This window comes from uncultured Jannaschia sp., from assembly GCF_947494025.1.
Taxonomy (GTDB): domain Bacteria; phylum Pseudomonadota; class Alphaproteobacteria; order Rhodobacterales; family Rhodobacteraceae; genus Jannaschia.
This window is the reverse complement of sequence record NZ_CANLTQ010000019.1, coordinates 35,188-54,036: the sequence shown is the minus strand read 5'-3', so window position 1 is coordinate 54,036 and position 18,849 is coordinate 35,188. Positions and strand designations below refer to the sequence as shown.

General features: G+C 67.0%; 26 protein-coding genes and 2 pseudogenes. 11 read left to right on the top strand and 17 right to left on the bottom strand.

Going from position 1 to position 18,849, the window contains the following annotated elements; genetic code table 11:
• Positions 1–55 precede the first annotated feature (55 nt).
• Positions 56–484, bottom strand: coding sequence for a hypothetical protein (locus Q1B08_RS16060; protein ID WP_299821141.1), 429 nt, complete (start codon positions 482–484; stop codon positions 56–58).
• A gap of 22 nt (positions 485–506) precedes the next feature.
• Positions 507–791 (bottom strand): annotated as a pseudogene (locus Q1B08_RS16055) (transposase); the annotation flags it as partial.
• Here Q1B08_RS16055 and Q1B08_RS16050 point away from each other — a divergent pair.
• The 4 genes from Q1B08_RS16050 (at position 778) to Q1B08_RS16035 (ending at position 2,714) form a co-directional block, all read left to right on the top strand.
• A complete protein-coding gene (locus tag Q1B08_RS16050) occupies positions 778–1,236 on the top strand; it encodes a hypothetical protein (RefSeq protein WP_299821137.1) in 459 nt (152 codons plus the stop codon). The pseudogene Q1B08_RS16055 and the gene Q1B08_RS16050 overlap by 14 nt on opposite strands.
• Positions 1,237–1,270: 34 nt before the next feature.
• Positions 1,271–2,023: an enoyl-ACP reductase FabI gene (fabI, locus tag Q1B08_RS16045; RefSeq protein ID WP_299821134.1), complete on the top strand. Its 753-nt coding sequence runs from the start codon at positions 1,271–1,273 to the stop codon at positions 2,021–2,023.
• 173 nt (positions 2,024–2,196) lie between these two features.
• On the top strand, positions 2,197–2,592 hold the full coding sequence (locus Q1B08_RS16040; RefSeq protein ID WP_299821131.1) for a hypothetical protein: 396 nt from the start codon (positions 2,197–2,199) through the stop codon (positions 2,590–2,592).
• Complete coding sequence (locus Q1B08_RS16035; RefSeq protein WP_299821128.1) at positions 2,574–2,714, top strand: hypothetical protein; 141 nt, start codon at positions 2,574–2,576, stop codon at positions 2,712–2,714. The genes Q1B08_RS16040 and Q1B08_RS16035 overlap by 19 nt, the downstream gene beginning before the upstream one ends.
• Positions 2,715–2,789: 75 nt before the next feature.
• Here the strand turns inward: Q1B08_RS16035 and Q1B08_RS16030 are convergent, their stop codons facing one another.
• The 10 genes and pseudogenes from Q1B08_RS16030 to Q1B08_RS22075 all read right to left on the bottom strand — a co-directional run.
• Positions 2,790–3,110, bottom strand: a complete 321-nt coding sequence (locus Q1B08_RS16030) for a hypothetical protein (RefSeq protein WP_299821125.1) — start codon at positions 3,108–3,110, stop codon at positions 2,790–2,792.
• Positions 3,111–3,423: 313 nt separating this feature from the next.
• Positions 3,424–4,305 carry a DUF2189 domain-containing protein gene (locus Q1B08_RS16025; RefSeq protein ID WP_299821122.1) on the bottom strand — a complete coding sequence of 294 codons (882 nt, stop codon included), beginning with the start codon at positions 4,303–4,305 and terminating at the stop codon, positions 3,424–3,426.
• The gene (locus Q1B08_RS16020) at positions 4,299–4,472 is read right to left on the bottom strand and encodes a hypothetical protein (protein WP_299821119.1); all 174 of its coding nucleotides are present in this window, start codon (positions 4,470–4,472) and stop codon (positions 4,299–4,301) included. Before Q1B08_RS16020 ends, Q1B08_RS16025 begins: the two co-directional genes overlap by 7 nt.
• Positions 4,469–5,347 (bottom strand): cytochrome-c oxidase, cbb3-type subunit III, encoded by an 879-nt coding sequence (ccoP, locus tag Q1B08_RS16015; RefSeq protein WP_299821116.1) that lies wholly within the window; start codon positions 5,345–5,347, stop codon positions 4,469–4,471. The genes Q1B08_RS16020 and ccoP overlap by 4 nt, the downstream gene beginning before the upstream one ends.
• Positions 5,338–5,508 (bottom strand): cbb3-type cytochrome c oxidase subunit 3, encoded by a 171-nt coding sequence (locus Q1B08_RS16010; protein WP_299821113.1) that lies wholly within the window; start codon positions 5,506–5,508, stop codon positions 5,338–5,340. The genes ccoP and Q1B08_RS16010 overlap by 10 nt, the downstream gene beginning before the upstream one ends.
• A gap of 3 nt (positions 5,509–5,511) precedes the next feature.
• Entirely contained in the window at positions 5,512–6,288 is a 777-nt protein-coding gene (gene ccoO, locus Q1B08_RS16005) for a cytochrome-c oxidase, cbb3-type subunit II (protein WP_299821110.1), read from the bottom strand.
• Between the two features lie 5 nt (positions 6,289–6,293).
• Positions 6,294–7,946: a cytochrome-c oxidase, cbb3-type subunit I gene (gene ccoN / locus Q1B08_RS16000; RefSeq protein ID WP_299821107.1), complete on the bottom strand. Its 1,653-nt coding sequence runs from the start codon at positions 7,944–7,946 to the stop codon at positions 6,294–6,296.
• A complete protein-coding gene (gene ccoS / locus Q1B08_RS15995; RefSeq protein WP_299655756.1) occupies positions 7,943–8,119 on the bottom strand; it encodes a cbb3-type cytochrome oxidase assembly protein CcoS in 177 nt (58 codons plus the stop codon). The genes ccoN and ccoS overlap by 4 nt, the downstream gene beginning before the upstream one ends.
• On the bottom strand, positions 8,116–10,065 hold the full coding sequence (locus Q1B08_RS15990) for a heavy metal translocating P-type ATPase (protein WP_299821104.1): 1,950 nt from the start codon (positions 10,063–10,065) through the stop codon (positions 8,116–8,118). Before Q1B08_RS15990 ends, ccoS begins: the two co-directional genes overlap by 4 nt.
• Positions 10,066–10,188: 123 nt before the next feature.
• A pseudogene (locus tag Q1B08_RS22075) lies at positions 10,189–10,302 on the bottom strand (hypothetical protein); the annotation flags it as partial.
• Positions 10,303–10,359: 57 nt separating this feature from the next.
• Between Q1B08_RS22075 and Q1B08_RS15985 the strand changes: the two are divergent.
• A complete protein-coding gene (locus tag Q1B08_RS15985) occupies positions 10,360–10,896 on the top strand; it encodes a hemerythrin domain-containing protein (protein WP_366140037.1) in 537 nt (178 codons plus the stop codon).
• Positions 10,897–10,905: 9 nt separating this feature from the next.
• Here Q1B08_RS15985 and Q1B08_RS15980 read toward each other — a convergent pair whose 3' ends face one another.
• Positions 10,906–11,622 carry a Crp/Fnr family transcriptional regulator gene (locus Q1B08_RS15980; RefSeq protein WP_299821099.1) on the bottom strand — a complete coding sequence of 239 codons (717 nt, stop codon included), beginning with the start codon at positions 11,620–11,622 and terminating at the stop codon, positions 10,906–10,908.
• 168 nt (positions 11,623–11,790) lie between these two features.
• Between Q1B08_RS15980 and Q1B08_RS15975 the strand changes: the two genes are divergently transcribed.
• Both Q1B08_RS15975 and nirK read left to right on the top strand, forming a co-directional pair.
• On the top strand, positions 11,791–12,231 hold the full coding sequence (locus Q1B08_RS15975) for a pseudoazurin (protein ID WP_299821096.1): 441 nt from the start codon (positions 11,791–11,793) through the stop codon (positions 12,229–12,231).
• A gap of 144 nt (positions 12,232–12,375) precedes the next feature.
• Positions 12,376–13,542, top strand: a complete 1,167-nt coding sequence (gene nirK / locus Q1B08_RS15970; RefSeq protein WP_299821147.1) for a copper-containing nitrite reductase — start codon at positions 12,376–12,378, stop codon at positions 13,540–13,542.
• 255 nt (positions 13,543–13,797) lie between these two features.
• Here the strand turns inward: nirK and Q1B08_RS15965 are convergent, their stop codons facing one another.
• From Q1B08_RS15965 to Q1B08_RS15950, 4 genes are read right to left on the bottom strand one after another with little or no spacing between them, the layout of a single operon-like run.
• A complete protein-coding gene (locus Q1B08_RS15965; protein WP_299821093.1) occupies positions 13,798–14,469 on the bottom strand; it encodes an NnrU family protein in 672 nt (223 codons plus the stop codon).
• Positions 14,466–15,644, bottom strand: coding sequence for an NnrS family protein (locus Q1B08_RS15960; protein WP_299821090.1), 1,179 nt, complete (start codon positions 15,642–15,644; stop codon positions 14,466–14,468). The genes Q1B08_RS15965 and Q1B08_RS15960 overlap by 4 nt, the downstream gene beginning before the upstream one ends.
• Positions 15,641–15,895 (bottom strand): DUF6522 family protein, encoded by a 255-nt coding sequence (locus Q1B08_RS15955; RefSeq protein ID WP_299821087.1) that lies wholly within the window; start codon positions 15,893–15,895, stop codon positions 15,641–15,643. Before Q1B08_RS15955 ends, Q1B08_RS15960 begins: the two co-directional genes overlap by 4 nt.
• Positions 15,892–16,326, bottom strand: coding sequence for an Rrf2 family transcriptional regulator (locus Q1B08_RS15950; RefSeq protein ID WP_299821084.1), 435 nt, complete (start codon positions 16,324–16,326; stop codon positions 15,892–15,894). Before Q1B08_RS15950 ends, Q1B08_RS15955 begins: the two co-directional genes overlap by 4 nt.
• Positions 16,327–16,404: 78 nt before the next feature.
• Between Q1B08_RS15950 and Q1B08_RS15945 the strand changes: the two genes are divergently transcribed.
• From Q1B08_RS15945 to Q1B08_RS15930, 4 genes are all read left to right on the top strand, one after another.
• A complete protein-coding gene (locus Q1B08_RS15945) occupies positions 16,405–16,878 on the top strand; it encodes a group III truncated hemoglobin (RefSeq protein ID WP_299821081.1) in 474 nt (157 codons plus the stop codon).
• The gene (locus tag Q1B08_RS15940; RefSeq protein ID WP_299821078.1) at positions 16,875–17,276 is read left to right on the top strand and encodes a YbaN family protein; all 402 of its coding nucleotides are present in this window, start codon (positions 16,875–16,877) and stop codon (positions 17,274–17,276) included. The genes Q1B08_RS15945 and Q1B08_RS15940 overlap by 4 nt, the downstream gene beginning before the upstream one ends.
• A gap of 257 nt (positions 17,277–17,533) precedes the next feature.
• Positions 17,534–18,604: an HPP family protein gene (locus tag Q1B08_RS15935; protein WP_299821075.1), complete on the top strand. Its 1,071-nt coding sequence runs from the start codon at positions 17,534–17,536 to the stop codon at positions 18,602–18,604.
• A gap of 115 nt (positions 18,605–18,719) precedes the next feature.
• Positions 18,720–18,848, top strand: coding sequence for a chlorhexidine efflux transporter (locus tag Q1B08_RS15930; RefSeq protein ID WP_299821072.1), 129 nt, complete (start codon positions 18,720–18,722; stop codon positions 18,846–18,848).
• The last annotated feature ends 1 nt before the right edge of the window (position 18,849 follow it).

The window sequence follows — 18,849 nt, the reverse complement described above, 5'->3', positions numbered from 1 at the left end:
CTCGCTCGCGACAATCATGCCGCCGTGGCGCGGAAAATCCACTTATCCCGGCTGTTCAGTTTTCCCGAACCACCTCTGCGATCGTCGTGCCGAGGACGAGCGTGTCGTAGATGTCTTGGTTTGTCCCGCGCAGACCTTTCAGCCGATCTGGCGTGGGCTTGCTGCAGATTACGTCGAACTTCGCACCACCAACCGGCACGGCTGAGTGCGAAAATGCGTAAGTCCCGTACTTGCCGACCTCATTGCCGGCAGCGTCGACGGTCCAGTGCCCCGGATAGTTCAGCTTCTCGAGCGCGCGCCGCATCTCAAGGGCGCTGGTGTACCGCTTGACCGGATCGGGATGGACAGCCTTCAGGATCACGCGCCGAACTGCCGCTGGTATGTGACACCCGATGTCATTCGCCTGAAGCAGCTTACCCGACGCGATGTCCTGCTCGTACTGCGTCGGGCCGATGCTGGCGCGAACTGACTTCAGGTACTCCAAGTGAATCAGCAACCTCGCAAGGGTCGGCCGATCTGCGCGGCTCCAGGAAGGTCGGGAAACAGCTGCCCTTGCGCAGCTTCGGAATGTTCAGCCCGAGCGTGCCCGCGCGCGTATCCCATTGCCGCGGCCGGTAGCCGTTGCGCTGGTTCTCCCGCTCCGAGCTGCGCTCGCCATGCCCGGCTCCGCACGCGGCAGACACCTCAATGTCCACCAGTCGCTGCGCGGCATCCTGGATCAGCTCGCGCAGAAAGTCCGTGTCGTCGCTCTTGGCGATCACCCCCGGAAGGTCGATCATGGTCTCGGTCATCGTGCTCTCCTTCGTTGTCGTCGGTCGTCGAACAACCTCAGACTACGAAGAAGCGCGGTGGCCGCCAGACCAGCCACGTGCTGCGCTACGCCAAATGGCTCCGCGCGCGGCCTCCTACACTACGGGCTGGGACACTACCGACGAAGGCGCTCGAGACGATGACCGGGCGGCCGGACATCGACCTTCTGATCACCGACCAGGCAATGCCTCGGAAGACATGAACAGAGCTGGCCAGGCAGGTGCGGGGTTCGCGATTGACTTTTTCATCCTCAAGGTGGCGCAGTTCACGGCGATGATGGCGGTATCCTTTGGTGGCCTCGACGCCTCGGTGTTTTTCGCCGGCATCGGCGAGAATGCCGCCCAGGTCCGCGATGGCGTGGTCGAGCGCCTGGCGATGCTGACGCGTTCGAAACACTCGTCATCCCGACCAGCGAGGAGAAGATGATGGCCATCCACGTACGCGACCTTTTGGAGCAGGCATGATGCGCGGGTTGGTCGTCGGCGTCGCCAACAAGGAATCCCTCGCTGCGGGATGCGCGGTGGCGCTGCACGAGGCGGGCGCCGAGATCGCGCTTACCTACTTGAACGACAAGGCGCTTCCGCATGTGGAGCCGGTCGCGCGGGCCGTGGAGGCGCCGATCCTGCTGCCGCTCGACGTCACGAAGCCCGAGCAGATGGATGCCCTGTTCCAGACGATCGCCGAACAATGGGGCACGCTCGACTTCCTTGTCCATTCGATCGCCTTCGCGCCCAAGGAGGATCTGCAGGGCCCCGTGCTCGACAGTTCGGCCGACGGCTTCGCAACGGCGATCGACGTCTCGTGCCATTCGCTGGTTCGCCTCACGCGAAGGGCCGAACCGCTGATGCGCGAGGGCGGCGCCATTCTGACGATGAGCTTCTATGGCTCGGAAAAGGTCGTGCCCGGCTATGGCATCATGGGCCCGGTGAAGGCGGCGCTCGAGTCGACCGTCCGCTATCTCGCGCACGAGCTCGGGCCGCAAGCGATCCGGGTCAATGCGCTCTCGCCCGGTCCGGTGCGCACGCGTGCAGCTTCGGGCCTCAGTCATTTTGACCGACTGATGGAGGCGGCGGCCGCGCGCGCACCGATGGGCCAGCTCGTCACTATCGACCAGATCGGGGCGATGGCGACCTTCCTGCTGTCGCCCGCCGCCCGCTTCGTGACCGGGCAGACCATCTACGTCGATAGCGGCTTCAATATCTCATCCTCATAAGCGCGGCCCGGAACCAAGGCGGAAGTCTCCCATGATGACATCATCATCAGCAACGGGAAAGTTCCGGTCTGCGCTGAACAAACGCAACAGCGTCTCGTCAATTTGATTTCGGTCAAGAATGCTTTGTGCCCGGATCGCTTGTGCTTTCCCAAGCCAAGCTCGGGAGCGGCAACATGCGGAACGCGACGATACTTCTTCTCCTGGACGCCGACGACCAACCGAGCGAATTGGCGCCGCTCCTGGAGAGCGTCCGAGACCTGGGAGTTCATCTCTCGGTGGTGGTCATGGACGCGATGCCCCGGATGCCCGTCTACGCCTACGGGGCGGGGGAATACGGCGTCATCGCGTTCCCGGACAACTGGTCCGACAGTATCGAGGAGACGCGCGCGGCGAATGCCAAGGTACTCCGAAACGATCTCGGACGGCAGGGCTACAGCGCCGAGGTGGAAGCGGTGATGGCAGAGCCCGTGGCGCTCGACGCGGAGATCGTGCGGCAAGCGATCCCCGGATCTTGCAATTTGCCACTGCACGAACCGACAAGGACTGCCCCATGCGCCTCGCTCTCCTGATGCCGGAATTCGGCGCGCGCGACCTCGGCGATACGGTCATCGTCGAGAATGACGGACTCGACACGCCGATGCCGGCTGACGTGCTCGCCCTCACCGCGTCCCTACGGAGCATTCAAAGCTGAGGCCCCATCCAGTCAGACCGCCATGCTGCGCCGCCCCTCCGGCACCGTATAGGCGTCGTCCTCGACGGCCATCATTCAGACGAGGTGTTTTATGCCGGACCGGACCTGAAGAGACCCCCCCCCGTCGAGCGCAAACGCGCCACGCCAGGCCGAGGCGATCGGTCCGGTCAGGGCGTGCACCGCGTCCCGATCCTCGAAGGCGGATGGATCAATGGCGAAGTCGCACGGAAGGCGCTCGATCACCTGGGCCCGGAGCCGATCCTCGGCGGCGAGGGCATGTCCGTGCGCAGTCGCAGGTCGGCCGTGGTACACGCGCCAGTGGGCATTGCGCGGCGCGGTCTGCGCATGACCCGCAGGCAGCCGCAAGATCGTGGAGGCGCCGAGCCCGATCGGCATTTCTGCCGTATCGCAGGTATAGCCCTGGAAGTTCCGTCGCAGCGTCCCCCTTCCGCCGCCTTCGTCATGGGGGCGTCGGGGCGGGCGAAATGGTCGATAACGACGGCCCGGAAGCCCGCGTTGCAAACCCGGCATGAAGCCAGTCGCGCGAGGTCGAGGCGCAGGCCGGCATCGGGCAGGTCGGCCTCGCTGATCGTCACCTGCCGCTTGGGGATCCAGGATCGGCAGTAATCTTTGATCAGCAGATGATCTTGCCAGCAGCGCAGTGTCGCAGACATGGAGCGACGCGCTCACTGGCGACGGCTCGAAAGTCTCACGCCGGGCGAATGAACATGCGCTCGGTCTCGCCATTCCGCGGGTCGTCTGCCCGGATCGTGCGGTAGGCGTGCCAGGTGGCGTGGCCGAGGACGGGAAAGACGACGATCAGGCCGACGAAAGCAGTCGCGACCGAGATCAGGAACAGGCCCAGCACGACGCCCCCCCAAGCCAGCATCACGGCGAGATTGTTCCATACCATGGCCATGCTGATCCCGAGCGCCGACAGCGCGTCGGTGCGTTCCGTGAGCAGCATCGGCATGGCGAAGACGCTGATGGCGAAGGCGAACGCGGCGAAAAGTGCGCCGACCACGCTGCCCGTCAGAAGCAAAGCCCAGCCTGTCGGCGTCAGGAAAAGCATCGGCAACAACTCGTCGGTGCCGGGGAACGGAACGAGGCCGAAGAAGAGGGCGTAGATCAGGACCGCCGATCGCTGCCAGAGCATGAAGAGCCCCAGCAGAAGGGCACCCATGAAGAGCGCCTGATAGCTGGAGCGCGGCTTCACGAAGATCATTCCCGCCAGGCCGATCCGCCTTTTCTGTTCGAGATGACGGCTTTTTTCGTAAAGGCCGTTGGCGATCAGCGGCCCGACGACCAGGAACCCTGCCAGCGCGGGAAAGAGCGCGTATTCGTAGCCGAACCGGAACAGACCCCAGACGATGAAGACGGAGAGGACGAAGACGCCGAACCCGTAGAGCAGGCTGGGAAGCGGATTGGTCCAAAGATCGGACCATCCCGCGCGTAGCCAGACGAAGGCCGTGCGCCAGGGCAGGTCGCGGGCGCGGGGATTGGGGCGCGGGAGCGGCGGAACCACCTTGGGGATCATTCCGCCCGCATGGGGGTTGTCCGGGGACGGAGGGCCGGTGCGATCGCTCAGCATGACGGTTTCGCCGCGCGCGGAAGGGCGGCGCCTTCTTTCTGTGAGGTGACGAGGACGCAATCGGGCTGAGTGCCGATGGCGACGGTGACGAGGTGCGCGTTGGCCGCGGCGAAGCCCGCGACGAGCAGGATTGCGGCGGAGATGCCGATCATGCGCGGGCGGGTCATTCGCCCGCCTCCGCGTCCAGATCCTGTAGGTAAAGCGTGAGCATCATCCGCTGGGCGGCAGACAGCCGCGTCTCGAACGAAGGCATCCAGCCCTGGCGCCCGAGATTGACCGTGGTGAACATCGTCGCATCGTCGCCGCCATAAATCCAGGTGTCGTCGGTCAGGTCGGGTGCGCCGAGGTCGCGGATGCCGCGGGCATCCTCGCCATGACAGCTCACGCAATTCTCGGCGAAGATCGTCTCGCCCTCGGCCAGAACCTCCGGCGTGGCCTCCGTCTCGAGCCCGGAGAGGGATTGAACGTAATCCACGACCGCTCGGATCTGCGGCCGGGTCAGGATGTCCAAAGCGCCGAAGGCGAGCATCTGGGCGATGCGGCTTTCGGGATGCGGGGCGTTGATACCGACGCGCAGCGTTTCCATGATGGTTTCCGCATCGCCACCCCAGAGCCAGGCGTCGTCGACGAGGCTGGGAAAGCCCGGGCCGCCGGCCGCTTCCGTCCCGTGACAGGCGGCGCAGTAATCGCCGAAGAGCGCCGGAGCGGTGGCGTTCACATGCGCCATGATCTCGGGGATTTCGCGGATCTGGTGGGCAGGCAGCTCGGTCAGCGGCGCCCGCCAGGTCTCGAGCTGCCGGTAGGCCTTGGCAACGCGGTCATCGACGACGAGTTGCTGATCATAGCCCAGAAGTCCCTTGGTATATGTATGCACCAAAGGCCAGGCCGGCATCAGCACCCAGTAGACCAGCGCCCAGACGTGGCTGATGCCGATGGTCCACCAGATCACCCGCGGGACGCGCGTGTTGAGTTCGGTGATCCCGTTCCATTCATGACCGGTGGTCTCGTGCCCGGTCAGCGGATCGCGCTCCTTTACCGACATGGTCCCTCCTCGTCGTCGAGCACGCTTTTCGCGGCACGATCGAAGCGTTTTCCGAGGGACGGCCAGAAGGCATAGACCGTGATGCCCAGTGACAGGACCATCAGATAGATCAACCCGAAGGACTTGGCGAAGGCCGAGGTCCATTCATACGTCAGTTCCATCGGTCAATCTCCTCTCGCCGCTTGCATTTCGGCCGGCAGGTCCGTCAGGCCGCCCAGAATCTGGAGGTAGGCGACGAGCGCGTCCATTTCGGTCAGCTCGCCCGGCCGCCCGTCGAAGTGCCGGATGTTGGTCTCTTCGCCGTAGCGTTCCGCGACCCCCTCGGCCCAATCGGTGTCGGGCAGCGTCTGGCCACGGGCATCGATGGCGGCGTTCACGATCTGGGCGTCGTCATAGGGCACGCCCACGGCGCGCAGGGCGGCGAGACGGTCCGGCAGGCTGGCCGTCTCCAGCTCCGCGTCGAGCAGAAAGGCGTATTGCGGCATCACCGACCCAGGCACCAGCGCGCGGGGATCGACGAGATGGCGCATCTGCCAGTCGTCGGAATATTTCTCGCCTACACGGGCAAGATCCGGGCCGGTACGCTTCGACCCCCAGAGCATCGGGTGGTCGTATTGGCTCTCGACGGCCAGAGAATAGGGACCGTAGCGGTCCACCTCGTCCTGGAGCGCGCGGATCATCTGGCTGTGGCACGCATAGCAGCCCTCGCGGATGTAGATATCGCGCCCGGCCTGTTCGAGCGGGGTATAGAGCCGCATGTCGGGCGCGGCCTCGACCGTTTCGTCGATCGTGAAGAGCGGGGCGATCTCGATGAACCCGCCGACGCTCGCGGCGAGGATGATGCCGGCGGCGAGCGCGAAGGAGTGCCGCTCCGCCCGGTAATGGGTGCGCGCGTGCATCTCGAAAAAGCGCGCGAAGGGTTTGAGGAGCTTTCTGAACATCGGAATCACTCCGCAGCCGGGATGGCGGGCTCACCCGCCTCCGACGCCGTTGGATAGTCGATCTGCGGAGCCCGGTACCCGACATTCCGGATCGTCATCACGACGTTGAAGGCCGCGAGGATCGCACCCACGAGGAACAGCGACCCGCCGATGACCCGAGCGACATAGTACGGGTACATCGCCAGCATCGTTTCGAGGAAGGAATAGGCGAGCGTGCCGCTCTCGGTGTAGGTGCGCCACATCAGCCCCTGGGTGATGCCGCTGTTCCACATCGCGAAAATGTAGATGACGGTCCCGGCCAGGGCGAGCCAGAAGTGCCACTCGACGAGCTTCCAGCTATACATCGTCTCCCTGCGCCAGAGCAGCGGCACGACGGTATAGATCGACCCGAAGGTGATCAGCGCGACCCAACCCATTGCGCCCGCATGGACGTGGCCCACGGTCCAGTCGGTGTAATGCGACAGCGAATTGACCGCGCGCACCGCCATGAACGACCCCTCGAAGGTGGACAGCCCGTAGAACACCGCCGCCATCATCATGAACCGCAAAGTCGCGTCGGTGCGGACCTTGTCCCAGGCGCCGTTGAGCGTCATCAGCGCGTTGCCCGCGCTGGCCCATGACGGCACCAGCAGCATCACCGAGAAGGTCATGCCCAGCGTCTGTGCCCATTGCGGCAGGGCGGTGTAATGCAGGTGATGCGACCCCGCCCAGATGTAGAAGAACACGATCCCCCAGAAGCTCAGGATCGACAGGCGGTAGGAATAGATCGGCCGCTCGGCCCGCTTGGGCAGGTAATAGTACAGCATGCCGAGAAATCCGGCGGTCAGAAAGAACGCCACCGCGTTGTGGCCGTACCACCACTGGGTCATCGCATCCTGCACCCCGGCGAAGGCGGAATAGCTCTTGGCGGCGCCGAAGCTGGCGGGAACGGCCAGATTGTTGACGATGTGCAGGATCGCCACGACCAGAATGAAGGCCATGTAGTACCAGTTCGCGACGTAGATATGCGGCTCGTTGCGGCGCGCCAGCGTGCGGACGTAGAGCACGAAGTAGACGACCCAGACGACCACCAGCCACAGGTCGGCGTACCATTCCGGCTCGGCGTATTCCTTGGACTGGGTGACGCCCATCAGGTAGCCCGACGCGGCGATGATGCAGAAGAGGTTGAAGCCCAGCAGCACGAACCACGGCGAGACATGGCCGGCGAGCCGCGCCCGGCTGGTGCGCTGCATCACGTGGAAGGACGTGGCGATCAGGGCGTTGCCGCCGAAGCCGAAGATCACGCCCGAGGTGTGGACCGGTCGCAGACGCCCGAAGCTCGACCAGGCTGCGTCGAAGCGGAGATCGGGCCAGGCGAGCTGCGCTGCGACCCAGACCCCCATCCCCATGCCGATCACCGCCCAGGCGAGAGAGATCAGAATGCCGGCCTTGGTCGGGTCGTCGTAGTACTCCGCTGAGCGATCCTCGGTCGGCTCGTCGTGATAGAGCGCCTCCCCGGCGAGGAAGAACAGCGTCGCGGCGAAGAGGAGCGTGATCCAGCCATGCGCGCCCATCGGATCGCCGTGACCGGCGACGGCCATGGCGAAGCCTGCGACGGCGACCAGGCCCGAGATGAACATGGCGCTCTGTCGCTCCGCGACGGTCAGACGCGTCATCATCTTGCGGTCTCCTTTCTTGGCGGAAGCGGCTCGTCCCGGCCGTCATGCAGGATGCGCTCGGCATCGCCTGCGAGGTCGTCGTATTGCTGGGCCCGAAGGCTCCAGAAGAAGGCGCCGAGCCCGGCGGCGCCCATCACCAGGGTGACCGGGATCAGCAAATAGAGGATCGTCATGCCGGCACCTCCCGGAGCGTCGAGTTTCGCGCCGGTGTTCTCGTTTGACGCCTGTTCAGCCGCAGCGAATTCGCCACTACCGCGATCGACGAGGCCGACATCGCGATCGCGGCGATCAGCGGCGTGACGAGACCGGCCGTGGCAAGCGGCACGGCGATGCAGTTGTAGAGGATCGCAAGACCGAAGTTCTGCCGGACGATTTCGGCCGTGCGCCTTGCGATTTTCCACGTCAGGGGTACGGCCTCCAGATCGTCGCGCAGGAACACGAAATCCGCGGCGGCACGACCAGCCTCGGACGCCGAGGCCGGCGACATCGACACATGCGCCGCGGCCAGCGCCGCGGTGTCGTTGAGCCCGTCGCCCACCATCAGCGGGCGATGGCCGGCATCGCGCAGTGCCTCGAGCCGGGCGATCTTGCGGGCGGGCGTGAGTTCGTGGCGCATCTCCGCGATATCGAGCCGGGCGGCAATCCGCGTGACGGCCGACGCCACGTCGCCCGACAGGATCTCGCTGGGCAGGCCCCGCCGCGCCAGCGCCGCCACCGCCTCCGCCGCACCGTTGCGCAGGCTTTCGGATAGCGGAAGGCGCAGCATGGCTTCCCCCTCGAAGGCGAAAGCTGGCCCGTCGCCCTCCGTCAGGCCGGTTGCGATCTCGGCCACCCAGGAGGCACGGCCGAGCCGCGCACGCCGCCCACCGATCAGCCCCTCCACGCCGAATCCCGGACGCTCCGCTACGTCCTCCAGCGCCAGATTCGGGACGGGGAGGCGCGCGGCGATCGCGCGCGCCGCGGGATGCGCCGAGCGTGCGGCCAGCGCCGCCAGCGCCGCTTCGGTCGCGGTCTCCATCGCGGGCAGAGCCGCGAGCGCCGGTGTCCCGGTGGTCAGCGTGCCCGTCTTGTCCCAGACGATGCGGTCGATGCCCGCCAAACGCTCCAGCGCGGAACCGTCCTTCATCAGGACACCCTCGGCCATGAGCCGGCCGGCCGCGACCACATGCGCGACCGGCACGGCAAGCGCCAGGGCGCAGGGGCAGGTGACGATGAGCACGCTGATCGCCACGAAGGCGGCGTGCTGCCAATCGCCGGTCGCGGCCAGCCATCCCGCGAAGGTCGCCAGAGCCAGCAGATGGATGAGCGGCGCATAGAGCCGCGCCGCGCGATCGGCGATCCGCACGTAGCGCCCGCGCCCCGCCTCGGCGGTGGCCAGCATCCCCATCATCTGCGCAAGGAAGCTCTCGCTCACCGGGCGCAGCGCGACCGCGTCGACCGGGCCGGTCAGGTTCAGCGCCCCGGCCTCGACCTCGAAGCCCGCCGCCACCGCGACCGGGCGCGACTCGCCCGTCACGAGGGCGCGGTCGAGATCGCTGGTGCCCGCGACGATGCGGGCATCGACGGGCAGGCGCTCGCCCGCCGGTATCCGCAGGACCATCCCCGGCACGATCGACTCGACCGCGACGGGCCGGAGTCCGCCGGAGGGTGCGACCTCCAGTGCCTCGCGCACCGCGAGCCGTGCGAGCCCGGTCATCGCGCTCCGCGCCCGGTCGCGCATCCGGTGATCCAGATAGCGCCCGATCAGAAGGAAGAAGGTCAGCGTCACCGCCGCGTCGAAGAACACCTCCTCGCCGCCATGCGCCGTCTCGAACAGGCTCAGCGTCAGCGCCAGCGTGATCGCAAGCGCGATCGGCACGTCCATGTTCATGCGCCCCGTCCGCAGCGCTCCCCAGGCCGAGGCGAAGAAAAACCGCCCCGCATAGGCCACGACCGGCAGGGCGATCAGGGCCGAGATCAAGTGGAACGTCTCGCGCGTCGCCCCGCCTGCCCCGGACCAGACGGCCACCGACAGAAGCATGACGTTCATCGCGCCGAAGCCCGCGACCGCCACGGCACGCAGCAGCGCCTGCGCGGTCCGATCACGGGTCTCGCCAGAAAGGTCGGTATCGTCGATCAAGGTCGCCGGATGTCCGATCCGATCCAGTTCGGCGAGGATGGTGTCCGGCCCGATACCGCCCCGCGCAAGCGACACCGTAATCCGACGGAGCGTCAGATTGGCGCGCGCGTCATGCACGGCCGGAAGCGCCGCGAGTGCGCATTCGATCGCCGCTACACAGCCACCGCACCGGATGGAGGGTGCGGACAGCGTGATCTTTTCGATCCTGGCGAAATTGTCCGAAGCGGAAACGGGCACGGCGACGTCCGAAAGTTGCGTTCACCGTCCTCCTACCGCTCACGTCGTTCCCGTTTCTTGATCCATGTCAAATCATGGACGGGATATGGAATTATGGTTCTCGGAGATCATTCAGTCACGGGAGGCGACGGGGTGCGGACGCCCACCGGAATAGTCGGGGAACCCAACAGCCCTGCGTTGCGCTTCGAGGTTCTGATCTCGGGACAGGAGCAGGTCTGCCATGAACTGGAAGCGCTGGCGGACACGCTCCCTGACCGCATCGACACCTTGGCAGCGACGGTTCTGGCCGAAGAACTCTACCCGACCTTGCGCGCGTGCCAGGATCTCGAAGAAGCGCGCATCTTTCCCGCAATTCTCGCAAGCGGCGCCGGGCTCGAAGTCACAATCGCGCGCCTCAGGGCGGAGCATATCGAAGACGAGGACCATGCCGTCATGGTCGCGGAATCCGTCATGCGCTTTGTCCGCGATCCGCGCCGCGCCGACGCCGACCGCCTGGGCTTCCTGATGCGCGGCCTGTTCCAGCCGCTCCGACGGCATTCGGCCTTCGACCGCGACATTGTCCTGCCGCTATACCGTCGACTGGAGTCGGGCTGATCGCCAAGGTCAGATTGCGGCGGCGCGCTTCAGTGCTTCGAGATCCTGCACCGTGACATGACGCGCCCTCTCGATCCCGATCGTTCCGTCTTTACGCAACCTGGTGAGTTGGCGGCTGATCGTCTCGATCGTAAGGCCCAGGAAGTCGGCAATGTCGGAGCGGCTGAGCGGCAGATCGAAACGTGACGAATACCCGTCGTCCTGCGGCCGCACGTGGCGCGCGATCATCAGCAGGAACGATGCCACCTTCTCGGCGGCATTCTTCCGGCCGAGCGTCATCATCCAGTCGCGCGCATCGTCGAGCTGGCGCAGCGCCTGCCGATGCATCCGGTTCTCGAGGGCGGGCGCGTCGGCCATCATCGCCTCGAGCGCAAGGCGCGGGAACGAACAGAGCCGCACGTCGGTCGCCGCCTCGACCAGGACGTCGCTCTGCTCGGCGAAGGGCCGACCCAGGAAGTCGGGCGCGAACTGCAGCTCGACCACCTGCTGGCGCCCGTCCGCCAGCAGCTTCGACAGCTTCACCACGCCGCTGAGGATGTTCGAGCAATGCTCGGGCCGATCGCCGACCGCGACGAGCGTCGTGCCGGCACCGTGCTCGTGACGGCTGCTCCTGCGTCCGAGCCGCAGAAGCTCGTTTGCGTCGAGCGCGCCGCAGATCCCGCGATGACGCGCCTCGCAGGCGCGACACAGCACGGGGACGTCGGCGTTGTGAATGTCTTGGCGCATCGTGTCGTCCTCCGCGCGCCAAGCTTAGCGCGTCATGGCCGCCGGTTCGAGGCACCTCCACAAAATAGGTATCTCGAATACCATTTTATTTGATCTGCATCAAGAACGCCGATTCAAACCGGGCGTAGGCGGGTGGCATCCGAAACACGCGCGACGAGGAGATGCGCCATGCTCAGGACGACGATCACCGGACTGGCCCTTGCGGCGATGTCCGCCACCGGCGGTTTCGCCGAGACCCATGAGGTCCGGATGCTAAACCGCGGCGAGGGCGGGGAGGTCATGGTATTCGAGCCGGCCTTCCTTCGAGTCGCGCCGGGCGACACCGTCAAGTTCCTCGCCGCTGATCGCGGACACAACGCCGAGAGCATTCTCGAGATGACGCCGGAGGGCGCGGACGCCTTCAAGGGCCGGATCAACGAGGAGATCGAGGTCACGCTGGAGACCGACGGTCTCTACGGCATCAAGTGCCTCCCGCACTACGCCATGGGCATGGTGATGACCGTCGCCGTGGGCGACGTGTCGGAGGTCCCCGGAGAGTTCCTCGCCGGCCGCATTCCGCCCAACGCAATGGAGCGCTTCGTCATGCAGATCGAGGAGCTCGGTCTCTGACCTTGCCCGATCGCCCCGCCCCGCGCGGGCGGGGTCCCTGAACCGTTGTGTGGAGGACGCGAGATGAAGACCGACGATCAAGAACGGACGATCACGGCAGACGGCGGCCGGAGGGCCTCCTGTCCGACGACCACCCGCCGCGGCATGCTGCGCGGCACGGCCCTGGCTGGCGCGGCGGCGCTTACCGGGACGCTCGCCCATGGCGCCCCCGCCCGCGCGCCGCTGCCCCGCTCGCGCATGGCCGGCGCGTCCGTCATCAAGGCGCAGGCCGACGCCATCACCCACGCCGCGCCGGCCGACCTGTCGGGGCTGGAGCGCGTCCGGCAGCGCCTCGTGCCGCCGCCAAACGCGCCGGAGCACGAGCAGGTCGCGAGCGGTCCGCCGAAGATCTTCGAGATCGAGATGACGATCCGCGAGCGCCTGATGGTGGTGGACGAGGATACCGGCGCCAGCATCTGGGCGCTGACCTACGAGGGCTCGGTCCCCGGTCCGCTCATCGTCGTGCACGAGGGCGACTATGTCGAACTGACACTGCGCAACCCGATGAACAGCATGCTGGAGCACAACATCGACTTCCACGCCTCCACCGGAGCGCTTGGCGGCGGGGCGCTGACGCATATCTATCCCGGCGAGGAGACGGTGCTGCGCTGGAAGGCGACAAAGCCCGGCTGCTTCACCTATCATTGCGCGCCCGGCGGGGCGATGATCCCCTACCACGTCTGCCACGGCATGAACGGGGCAATCATGGTCCTGCCGCGCGACGGGTTGAAGGACGGTGACGGCAATCCGCTGCGCTACGACCAGATCGCCTATATCGGGGAGCAGGACTACTACCTGCCGCGGGACGCGAGCGGCGACTTCGTCCAGTACGCCACCGCCGGAGAGGACTACGCCGACAGCCTTGCGGCGATGCGGACGTTGATCCCGACCCATTCGGTCTTCAACGGCGCCGTCGGCGCCCTGACGGGGCGCGGCGCGATCCGGTCTGCGGTCGGCCAGACGGTGCTGATGATCCACAACCAGGCCAACCGCGATTCACGGCCCCACCTGATCGGCGGGCACGGCAATCAAGTCTGGGAGGCCGGATCGTTCAGCGACGCACCGCTGACCGGACTCGAGACGTGGTTCTGCCGCGGCGGATCGGCCATGGCGGCGATGTACACCTTCGAGCAGCCGGGCACCTACGCCTACGTCAACCACAACCTGATCGAGGCCGCGCTGCTCGGGGCCGAGGCGCATTTCGTCGTCGACGGCGAGTGGGACAACGACCTGATGGAGCAGGTCGTGCCGCCCCGGCCGATCGGCGCTTGAGGAAGGGACGGGATGATGCCCGGATGAACGATCGCCCGGGCATCGACGTTTGACGTCCTCCAATATCTTTGGGAGAATGTCCGCCACGAAGGGGACTTGCTGTTCGACTACGTAATAATGTGGGCTACCGCTGAGGATGAACTTCCGACGGATGCGCTGACCTCGAGATCCACACTGCCGGGAAACGCCTCGGCAAGCATTTCCCTGGAGCACCCGCCCCGTCTTCCGACCTTGAAGGACGACAGTCCCGGATGATCAGGGCAACGGCGAGACGCCGATCACCACCGGGTGAAGCATGAGGAGCGCGGCATAGAGCGCCACCGCGAGGGCGAGCCGAAGCGCCGCGCCCGGAAGCGATGCCGGGCACGGCAGGGGCGGGCAGGCGGCGACCGCGCGATGCAGCGCCGTCCAACGCGCCGCTCCCATCACGCGCTGCCTGCGCTCATCGACGACCCGCATCCCCAGGAGGGCGAAGCCCGCGAAGGTGCCAAACAGCAGGACATACGCCAGATCGCCGTTCGGCACCATATGGCTCGCCGACCAGAGCGCCAGCGCGGCCAGCAGCGGGTGTCGCATCCAGCGCACGATGCCGGGGCGGGACGGGTCGAACCCTCCGGATCTGCCGCCGAACGAGAACGGGTTCGGCCGGGCGACGGCGAAGGCCGCGATGAGGCAGGCGAGCGCCATGGCGGCGAGCGGGACGTAGGACTGCCACGGCAGGCGGGGCCAGAGCGCCACATAGGGCGCGCGTCCCGCAGCGACGACGAGCCAGGCCAAGGCGGCGAGCGACAGCGCCGAATAGGCGACGGCGAACCTGCGCGGCCCGAGCAGGCGGACGAGCCGCGCGCGGACCGGCGGACGGAGAGGAACCGAATGGCTGACGAAGAACGCGGCGAAGGCGGCGGCGAACGCGATCCAGCCCGTCATCGTCGGGGCAGCAACAACATCGGGCCGTAGGTCATCGCGAAGCCCAGAAAGGCGGCGGTCCAGAGCGTGCCCGACGCGGCATGGAGCACGGGTGCGGCCGCAGGCCAGAGACCCGCCCATAGCCGCACGAAGGTTGCGCCGATGACCGCCAGATAGATCGCGACCGTCGCGGGGCCGGCATGCAGCGTGCGCCCGGTATGGCCAAGCGTCGCGCGCGTCATCACCGCCAGCGTCATCAGCCCGATCGCCCCGGCCATCCAGAGGTGCTGCGCGGCCGCGGGTGCGACGCGGTCCGGCGCAAGGATCGCCGCCCCCATCACCAGCGCGCCGAGCGGCAGGAACGCGTAGCCGGCATGGAGCACCCAGACCAGCGGCTCGCCCCGGGTCCGATGCCCCTGCCAGCGCGCAAGCCGCAGGACCTGCACCCCGCCGGCGACGATCAACGCCGCACCGGTCGGGGCGCGATCGGGCCAAGCCACCCAGAGCAGAAGCGCCGCGCCCGTGAAGGCCAGCGTCACCTTGTCGAAGCCCTGCATGGGCGACGACGGGGGCGCATCCAGACCTCGCTTCACCAGCCAGTTCCGGGTGAAGCTCGGGACGATCCGGCCGCCGACGAAGGCGATCATCATCAGGGCGGTCGCCAGCCCCAGTCGTACACCAGCGCCGACTGTTCCCTCGACGTGGAACAGGCCGTTCGCGGTCGCAAAGACCGCGAGCAGCGCCAGGACCGGCAGATTGCGCCAGGTCCGTCCCACCACGACCTCGTGCAGGAGCACGGCCGCGAGGCAAACCGGGAAGGCAAGGTCGAGGATGCCGGCCGCGAGCGGTCCGATCAATTCCGAGGTCGCGACGCCCACGCGGCCCGCGAGCCAGAGCAGGACGAGCCCGCCGAGCCCCCACCCCGTCACCGGCAGCCGCCCGGTCCAGTTCGGCACTGCCGTCAGGAGAAACCCGCCGATCACGGCGCCGAGATACCCGAACAGGAACTCGTGCGCGTGCCAGGCCACGGGGTCGAAGCGGGTCGGCGTCGTCAGGTCGCCCGACAGCATCGCGATCCACACCGCCATGGCCCCGGCGGCCCAGAGGCCGCCGAGCAGAAAGAACGGCCGGAAGCCGAAGCTCAGCACCGCCGGCCCGGCCCAGCCGCGCATCCGCGCCGCAGTTCCCGCTCTCACGGCCCGCCGCGGCGGTTGCGCTGCCGGCTCAGCACCGTCCCGTCGCTCGCGCAGGTGAAGCGCACCCGCCAGTGCGCCGACCGGAAGGTGACGCGGAACCGGCCTGCATCCTCGTCCTCGCCCGTCTCGTAGAGGCTGGTCACGCCGCCCTCGCGCATCTGGCGACGCAGCTCGGGCGGCGCCATCTCCAGGAGCGGGGCCAATTCGTCCGCCGGAACCTCGACCCCCGCCGCGTTGATATCCAGCTTCACGACAGCGCCTCCGCCACGGGCCGCGCGCGCGGCGCCAGCGTGCAATCGGCCAGCGTGTAGCCGTCGAGCCGGGCAAGGAACGCCTCCTCGGCCTCGGCGAAGAAGTGCTTCAGACGACATTCCGGCGTGATCACGCAGGCCCCGCCATCGGCGCGAAAGCACTCGACCAGCGCCTGCTCGCGCTCGAGCACCCGCATCACCGCGCCCAGCCCGATCTGCCCCGCCGGTCGCGCGAGCATCGCCCCGCCGCCGGCGCCGCGCCGTGTGGTCAGGAATCCGGCGGCGGCGAGCACCGCCATCGTCTTCGTCAGGTGATGGCGAGAGATACCGAACTCGTCGGCAATCTCGGCGGTCGAGAAGGCGCGGTCCGGCTCGCTCGCGATCCGCATCAGGGCACGGAAGCCGAAATCGGTGAAGGCGGTCAGGCGCATCGGACGTCCTCGGGACTTTACGGCGGCAATCGACAAGTATAAAATCGCATATCGGATACCGATTCAAGGCCGAACGCCATGTCCAGTCCCGTCCCCGCGCCCCGAGAGGTCGTCACGCTTCGGCCGGAGGTCACCCGCGCCCTGATGGATCGGACCGGGCTCGACGATGCCGTGCTGACGCGCCTCGTCCACGCGTTCTACGACCTGGCCCGGCGCGATCCGCTTCTAGGGCCAATCTTCACCGAACGGATATCCGACTGGGGACCGCATCTCGACCGCATGGTCGCGTTCTGGTCGTCCGTCGCCCTGATGACAGGCCGCTATCACGGTTCGCCCATGCGCGCGCATCTTTTTCTGCCGATGGAGAAGGCCCATTTCGACCGCTGGCTCGACCTGTTCTCAGAGGCGGCCCGGGAAACCTGCCCGCCGCCCGGGGCCGCGCATGTGATCGGGCGGGCCGAGCGCATCGCCGCCTCGATCCACGGCAACATCGTCGACCGGCGCAGCAGCTACGGCCGATCCTCCACGCCGCCGAACCCGAGGTTGGCATGACCGGTACGCGTGGACCCGGGAGCCATGTCCCACGGGCGATCTGGGTTGCCTGCGGCGCCGTCTCGTTCGGCCTCGGGATGATCGGTATCCTGCTGCCGCTTCTGCCCACGACACCGTTTCTTATCGTCGCGGCCTGGACCTTCGGAAAAGGATCGCCGGCCCTGCGGCACCGCCTGATGGATCATCCTCGCGTCGGAGGGGCGCTGCGCGACTGGGAAGCGCATGGAGCGATTGCGAGGCGCGACAAAGCACTCGCGTGTGTTTCCATGGCGGTGATCCTGGGGATTGGCTCGCTGGTGAAACTGCCGCCTTCGATTCTGGGCCTTCAGGCTCTTGTTCTGGCGGGGGCGATGCTTTTCATCCTGACGCGGCCCGGTCCGGGCGGGCAAGACGAGTGACCGAGTGGAATGTGATCCTGCGTCAGCGTTCTTTATTGCCGCGCTCTGAATTCTACCTAGCGATGTCCGGATGGCGCGCACGAGCTTACTGGCATCTTGCCAGACAATGTGCCCTTGAATTTGGCTTCGCCAACCGGGATTTCACTTTCGCACATCAATAGGGCAGAGGGTGTCTGCTGTGCTTGTCGGCACGGCGATCCGCCCCCTAAGTGCGTGTTTCCCCCTCGATGCGTTCTCTCCGACATCTCCTGCCGGCCATGTCGCCCTTTCGTCTCCCGGAGCAGCTACGCGCCGCGGCAGGGGCCGTTGTCGGGCTCTGCCTGTGTTCTCTCCTCGTCGCCACGGGTCGCCCTGTTGCGGGGCTGACCGTCGCGCTCTTCGCCCCCCTCGGGGCGAGTGCGGTCTTGCTCTTCGCGGTACCCAACAGCCCGCTCGCGCAGCCGTGGTCGGCTCTCGTCGGCAACGTCATTTCGGCCCTGGTCGCGCTCGCGGCCCTGACCTTTGTTCCTGCGCCATGGACGGCCGGCCTGGCCGTCGGCGGAGCGATCCTGGCGATGATGCTGCTGCGTGCCTTGCATCCGCCGGGCGGCGCGGTGGCGCTGCTGAGCGTGCTCGATCCGGAGCCGGTCCTGGAAGCGGGTGTCTGGTTCGCACTTGCACCGGTCGGAATTACCACGGCCGCGCTCGTCGTCGCCGCCATCGGCTACAACCATCTTACCGGCCGCGCCTATCCGTTCCGGCAGGCCGACACCCCGGAGGGTCGCGAGGCGGCGTTGCGGCTCGGGCTGACGAATGACGACCTCGGCGCGCTCCTCGCGCGCTTCAACCAGTCCACCAATCTCGGCGTTGCGGATCTTGGCCGTCTGCTGGCGGCGGCGGAGGAAGAGGCGGCGCATCATCGTTTCGATGGGACCACCTGCGCCGACGTGATGACCCGCGATCTGATCACCGCGCGTCCGGACGCGCCGCTCACTGAATTGGCGAGACTGTTCCGGAAGAACGCGATCAAGAGCCTGCCCGTCATCGACGCCCACGGGAAGCTCCTCGGTCTCGTGCTGCAAGCCGATCTCATTGCGCCCCTCATCGCAGCCGGACCGGTGACGGCTCTGCGACAGAAGCGCTCTACGCTTGTGACTTCGGATGTCATGCGGCCGGCGACAGCAGCCGTGCCTCACGATCTGCCGGTCGGGCTGCTTCTAGATCGGTTCGCGGGGCAGGGGGTCGAGGTCGTGCCCGTGACGCGAGCGGGAAAGCTGGCCGGTATCCTGACCCGGTCCGACGTCATCGGGCTTCTCCTCCGAGGCTCGGACGAGCGGCGGGCGGCCTGAGGGGCGTCTCAGATCGAAGCTTTCCCAGCCGGCCTTATCTCCGGTTTCGAGGACGACCTCGCTCGACGATCGAGACAGTATTCGGGACGGCCCGGACGAGAAGCGGGCGCCGTTCATGCGCAGCACCTCCGATCGTATCCGACAAGCCGTCAGCTTCGAGCTCGTGGGACTGCTGATCGCGGTTCCCCTGTTCTCGTGGATCTTCGGCCATCCGCTGAACGAGATGGGTCCGCTGGCGTTCTGAG

Coding starts and splice junctions, on each gene's coding strand:
- Q1B08_RS16050 (WP_299821137.1), top strand. CDS start 778: ATGGTCTCGGTCATCGTGCTCTCCTTCGTTGTCGTCGGTCGTCGAACA.
- fabI (WP_299821134.1), top strand. CDS start 1,271: ATGATGCGCGGGTTGGTCGTCGGCGTCGCCAACAAGGAATCCCTCGCT.
- Q1B08_RS16040 (WP_299821131.1), top strand. CDS start 2,197: ATGCGGAACGCGACGATACTTCTTCTCCTGGACGCCGACGACCAACCG.
- Q1B08_RS16035 (WP_299821128.1), top strand. CDS start 2,574: ATGCGCCTCGCTCTCCTGATGCCGGAATTCGGCGCGCGCGACCTCGGC.
- Q1B08_RS16030 (WP_299821125.1), bottom strand. CDS start 3,110: ATGCCGATCGGGCTCGGCGCCTCCACGATCTTGCGGCTGCCTGCGGGT.
- Q1B08_RS16025 (WP_299821122.1), bottom strand. CDS start 4,305: ATGCTGAGCGATCGCACCGGCCCTCCGTCCCCGGACAACCCCCATGCG.
- Q1B08_RS16020 (WP_299821119.1), bottom strand. CDS start 4,472: ATGACCCGCCCGCGCATGATCGGCATCTCCGCCGCAATCCTGCTCGTC.
- ccoP (WP_299821116.1), bottom strand. CDS start 5,347: ATGTCGGTAAAGGAGCGCGATCCGCTGACCGGGCACGAGACCACCGGT.
- Q1B08_RS16010 (WP_299821113.1), bottom strand. CDS start 5,508: ATGGAACTGACGTATGAATGGACCTCGGCCTTCGCCAAGTCCTTCGGG.
- ccoO (WP_299821110.1), bottom strand. CDS start 6,288: ATGTTCAGAAAGCTCCTCAAACCCTTCGCGCGCTTTTTCGAGATGCAC.
- ccoN (WP_299821107.1), bottom strand. CDS start 7,946: ATGATGACGCGTCTGACCGTCGCGGAGCGACAGAGCGCCATGTTCATC.
- ccoS (WP_299655756.1), bottom strand. CDS start 8,119: ATGACGATCCTCTATTTGCTGATCCCGGTCACCCTGGTGATGGGCGCC.
- Q1B08_RS15980 (WP_299821099.1), bottom strand. CDS start 11,622: ATGCGCCAAGACATTCACAACGCCGACGTCCCCGTGCTGTGTCGCGCC.
- Q1B08_RS15975 (WP_299821096.1), top strand. CDS start 11,791: ATGCTCAGGACGACGATCACCGGACTGGCCCTTGCGGCGATGTCCGCC.
- nirK (WP_299821147.1), top strand. CDS start 12,376: ATGCTGCGCGGCACGGCCCTGGCTGGCGCGGCGGCGCTTACCGGGACG.
- Q1B08_RS15965 (WP_299821093.1), bottom strand. CDS start 14,469: ATGACGGGCTGGATCGCGTTCGCCGCCGCCTTCGCCGCGTTCTTCGTC.
- Q1B08_RS15950 (WP_299821084.1), bottom strand. CDS start 16,326: ATGCGCCTGACCGCCTTCACCGATTTCGGCTTCCGTGCCCTGATGCGG.
- Q1B08_RS15945 (WP_299821081.1), top strand. CDS start 16,405: ATGTCCAGTCCCGTCCCCGCGCCCCGAGAGGTCGTCACGCTTCGGCCG.
- Q1B08_RS15940 (WP_299821078.1), top strand. CDS start 16,875: ATGACCGGTACGCGTGGACCCGGGAGCCATGTCCCACGGGCGATCTGG.
- Q1B08_RS15935 (WP_299821075.1), top strand. CDS start 17,534: ATGTCGCCCTTTCGTCTCCCGGAGCAGCTACGCGCCGCGGCAGGGGCC.
- Q1B08_RS15930 (WP_299821072.1), top strand. CDS start 18,720: ATGCGCAGCACCTCCGATCGTATCCGACAAGCCGTCAGCTTCGAGCTC.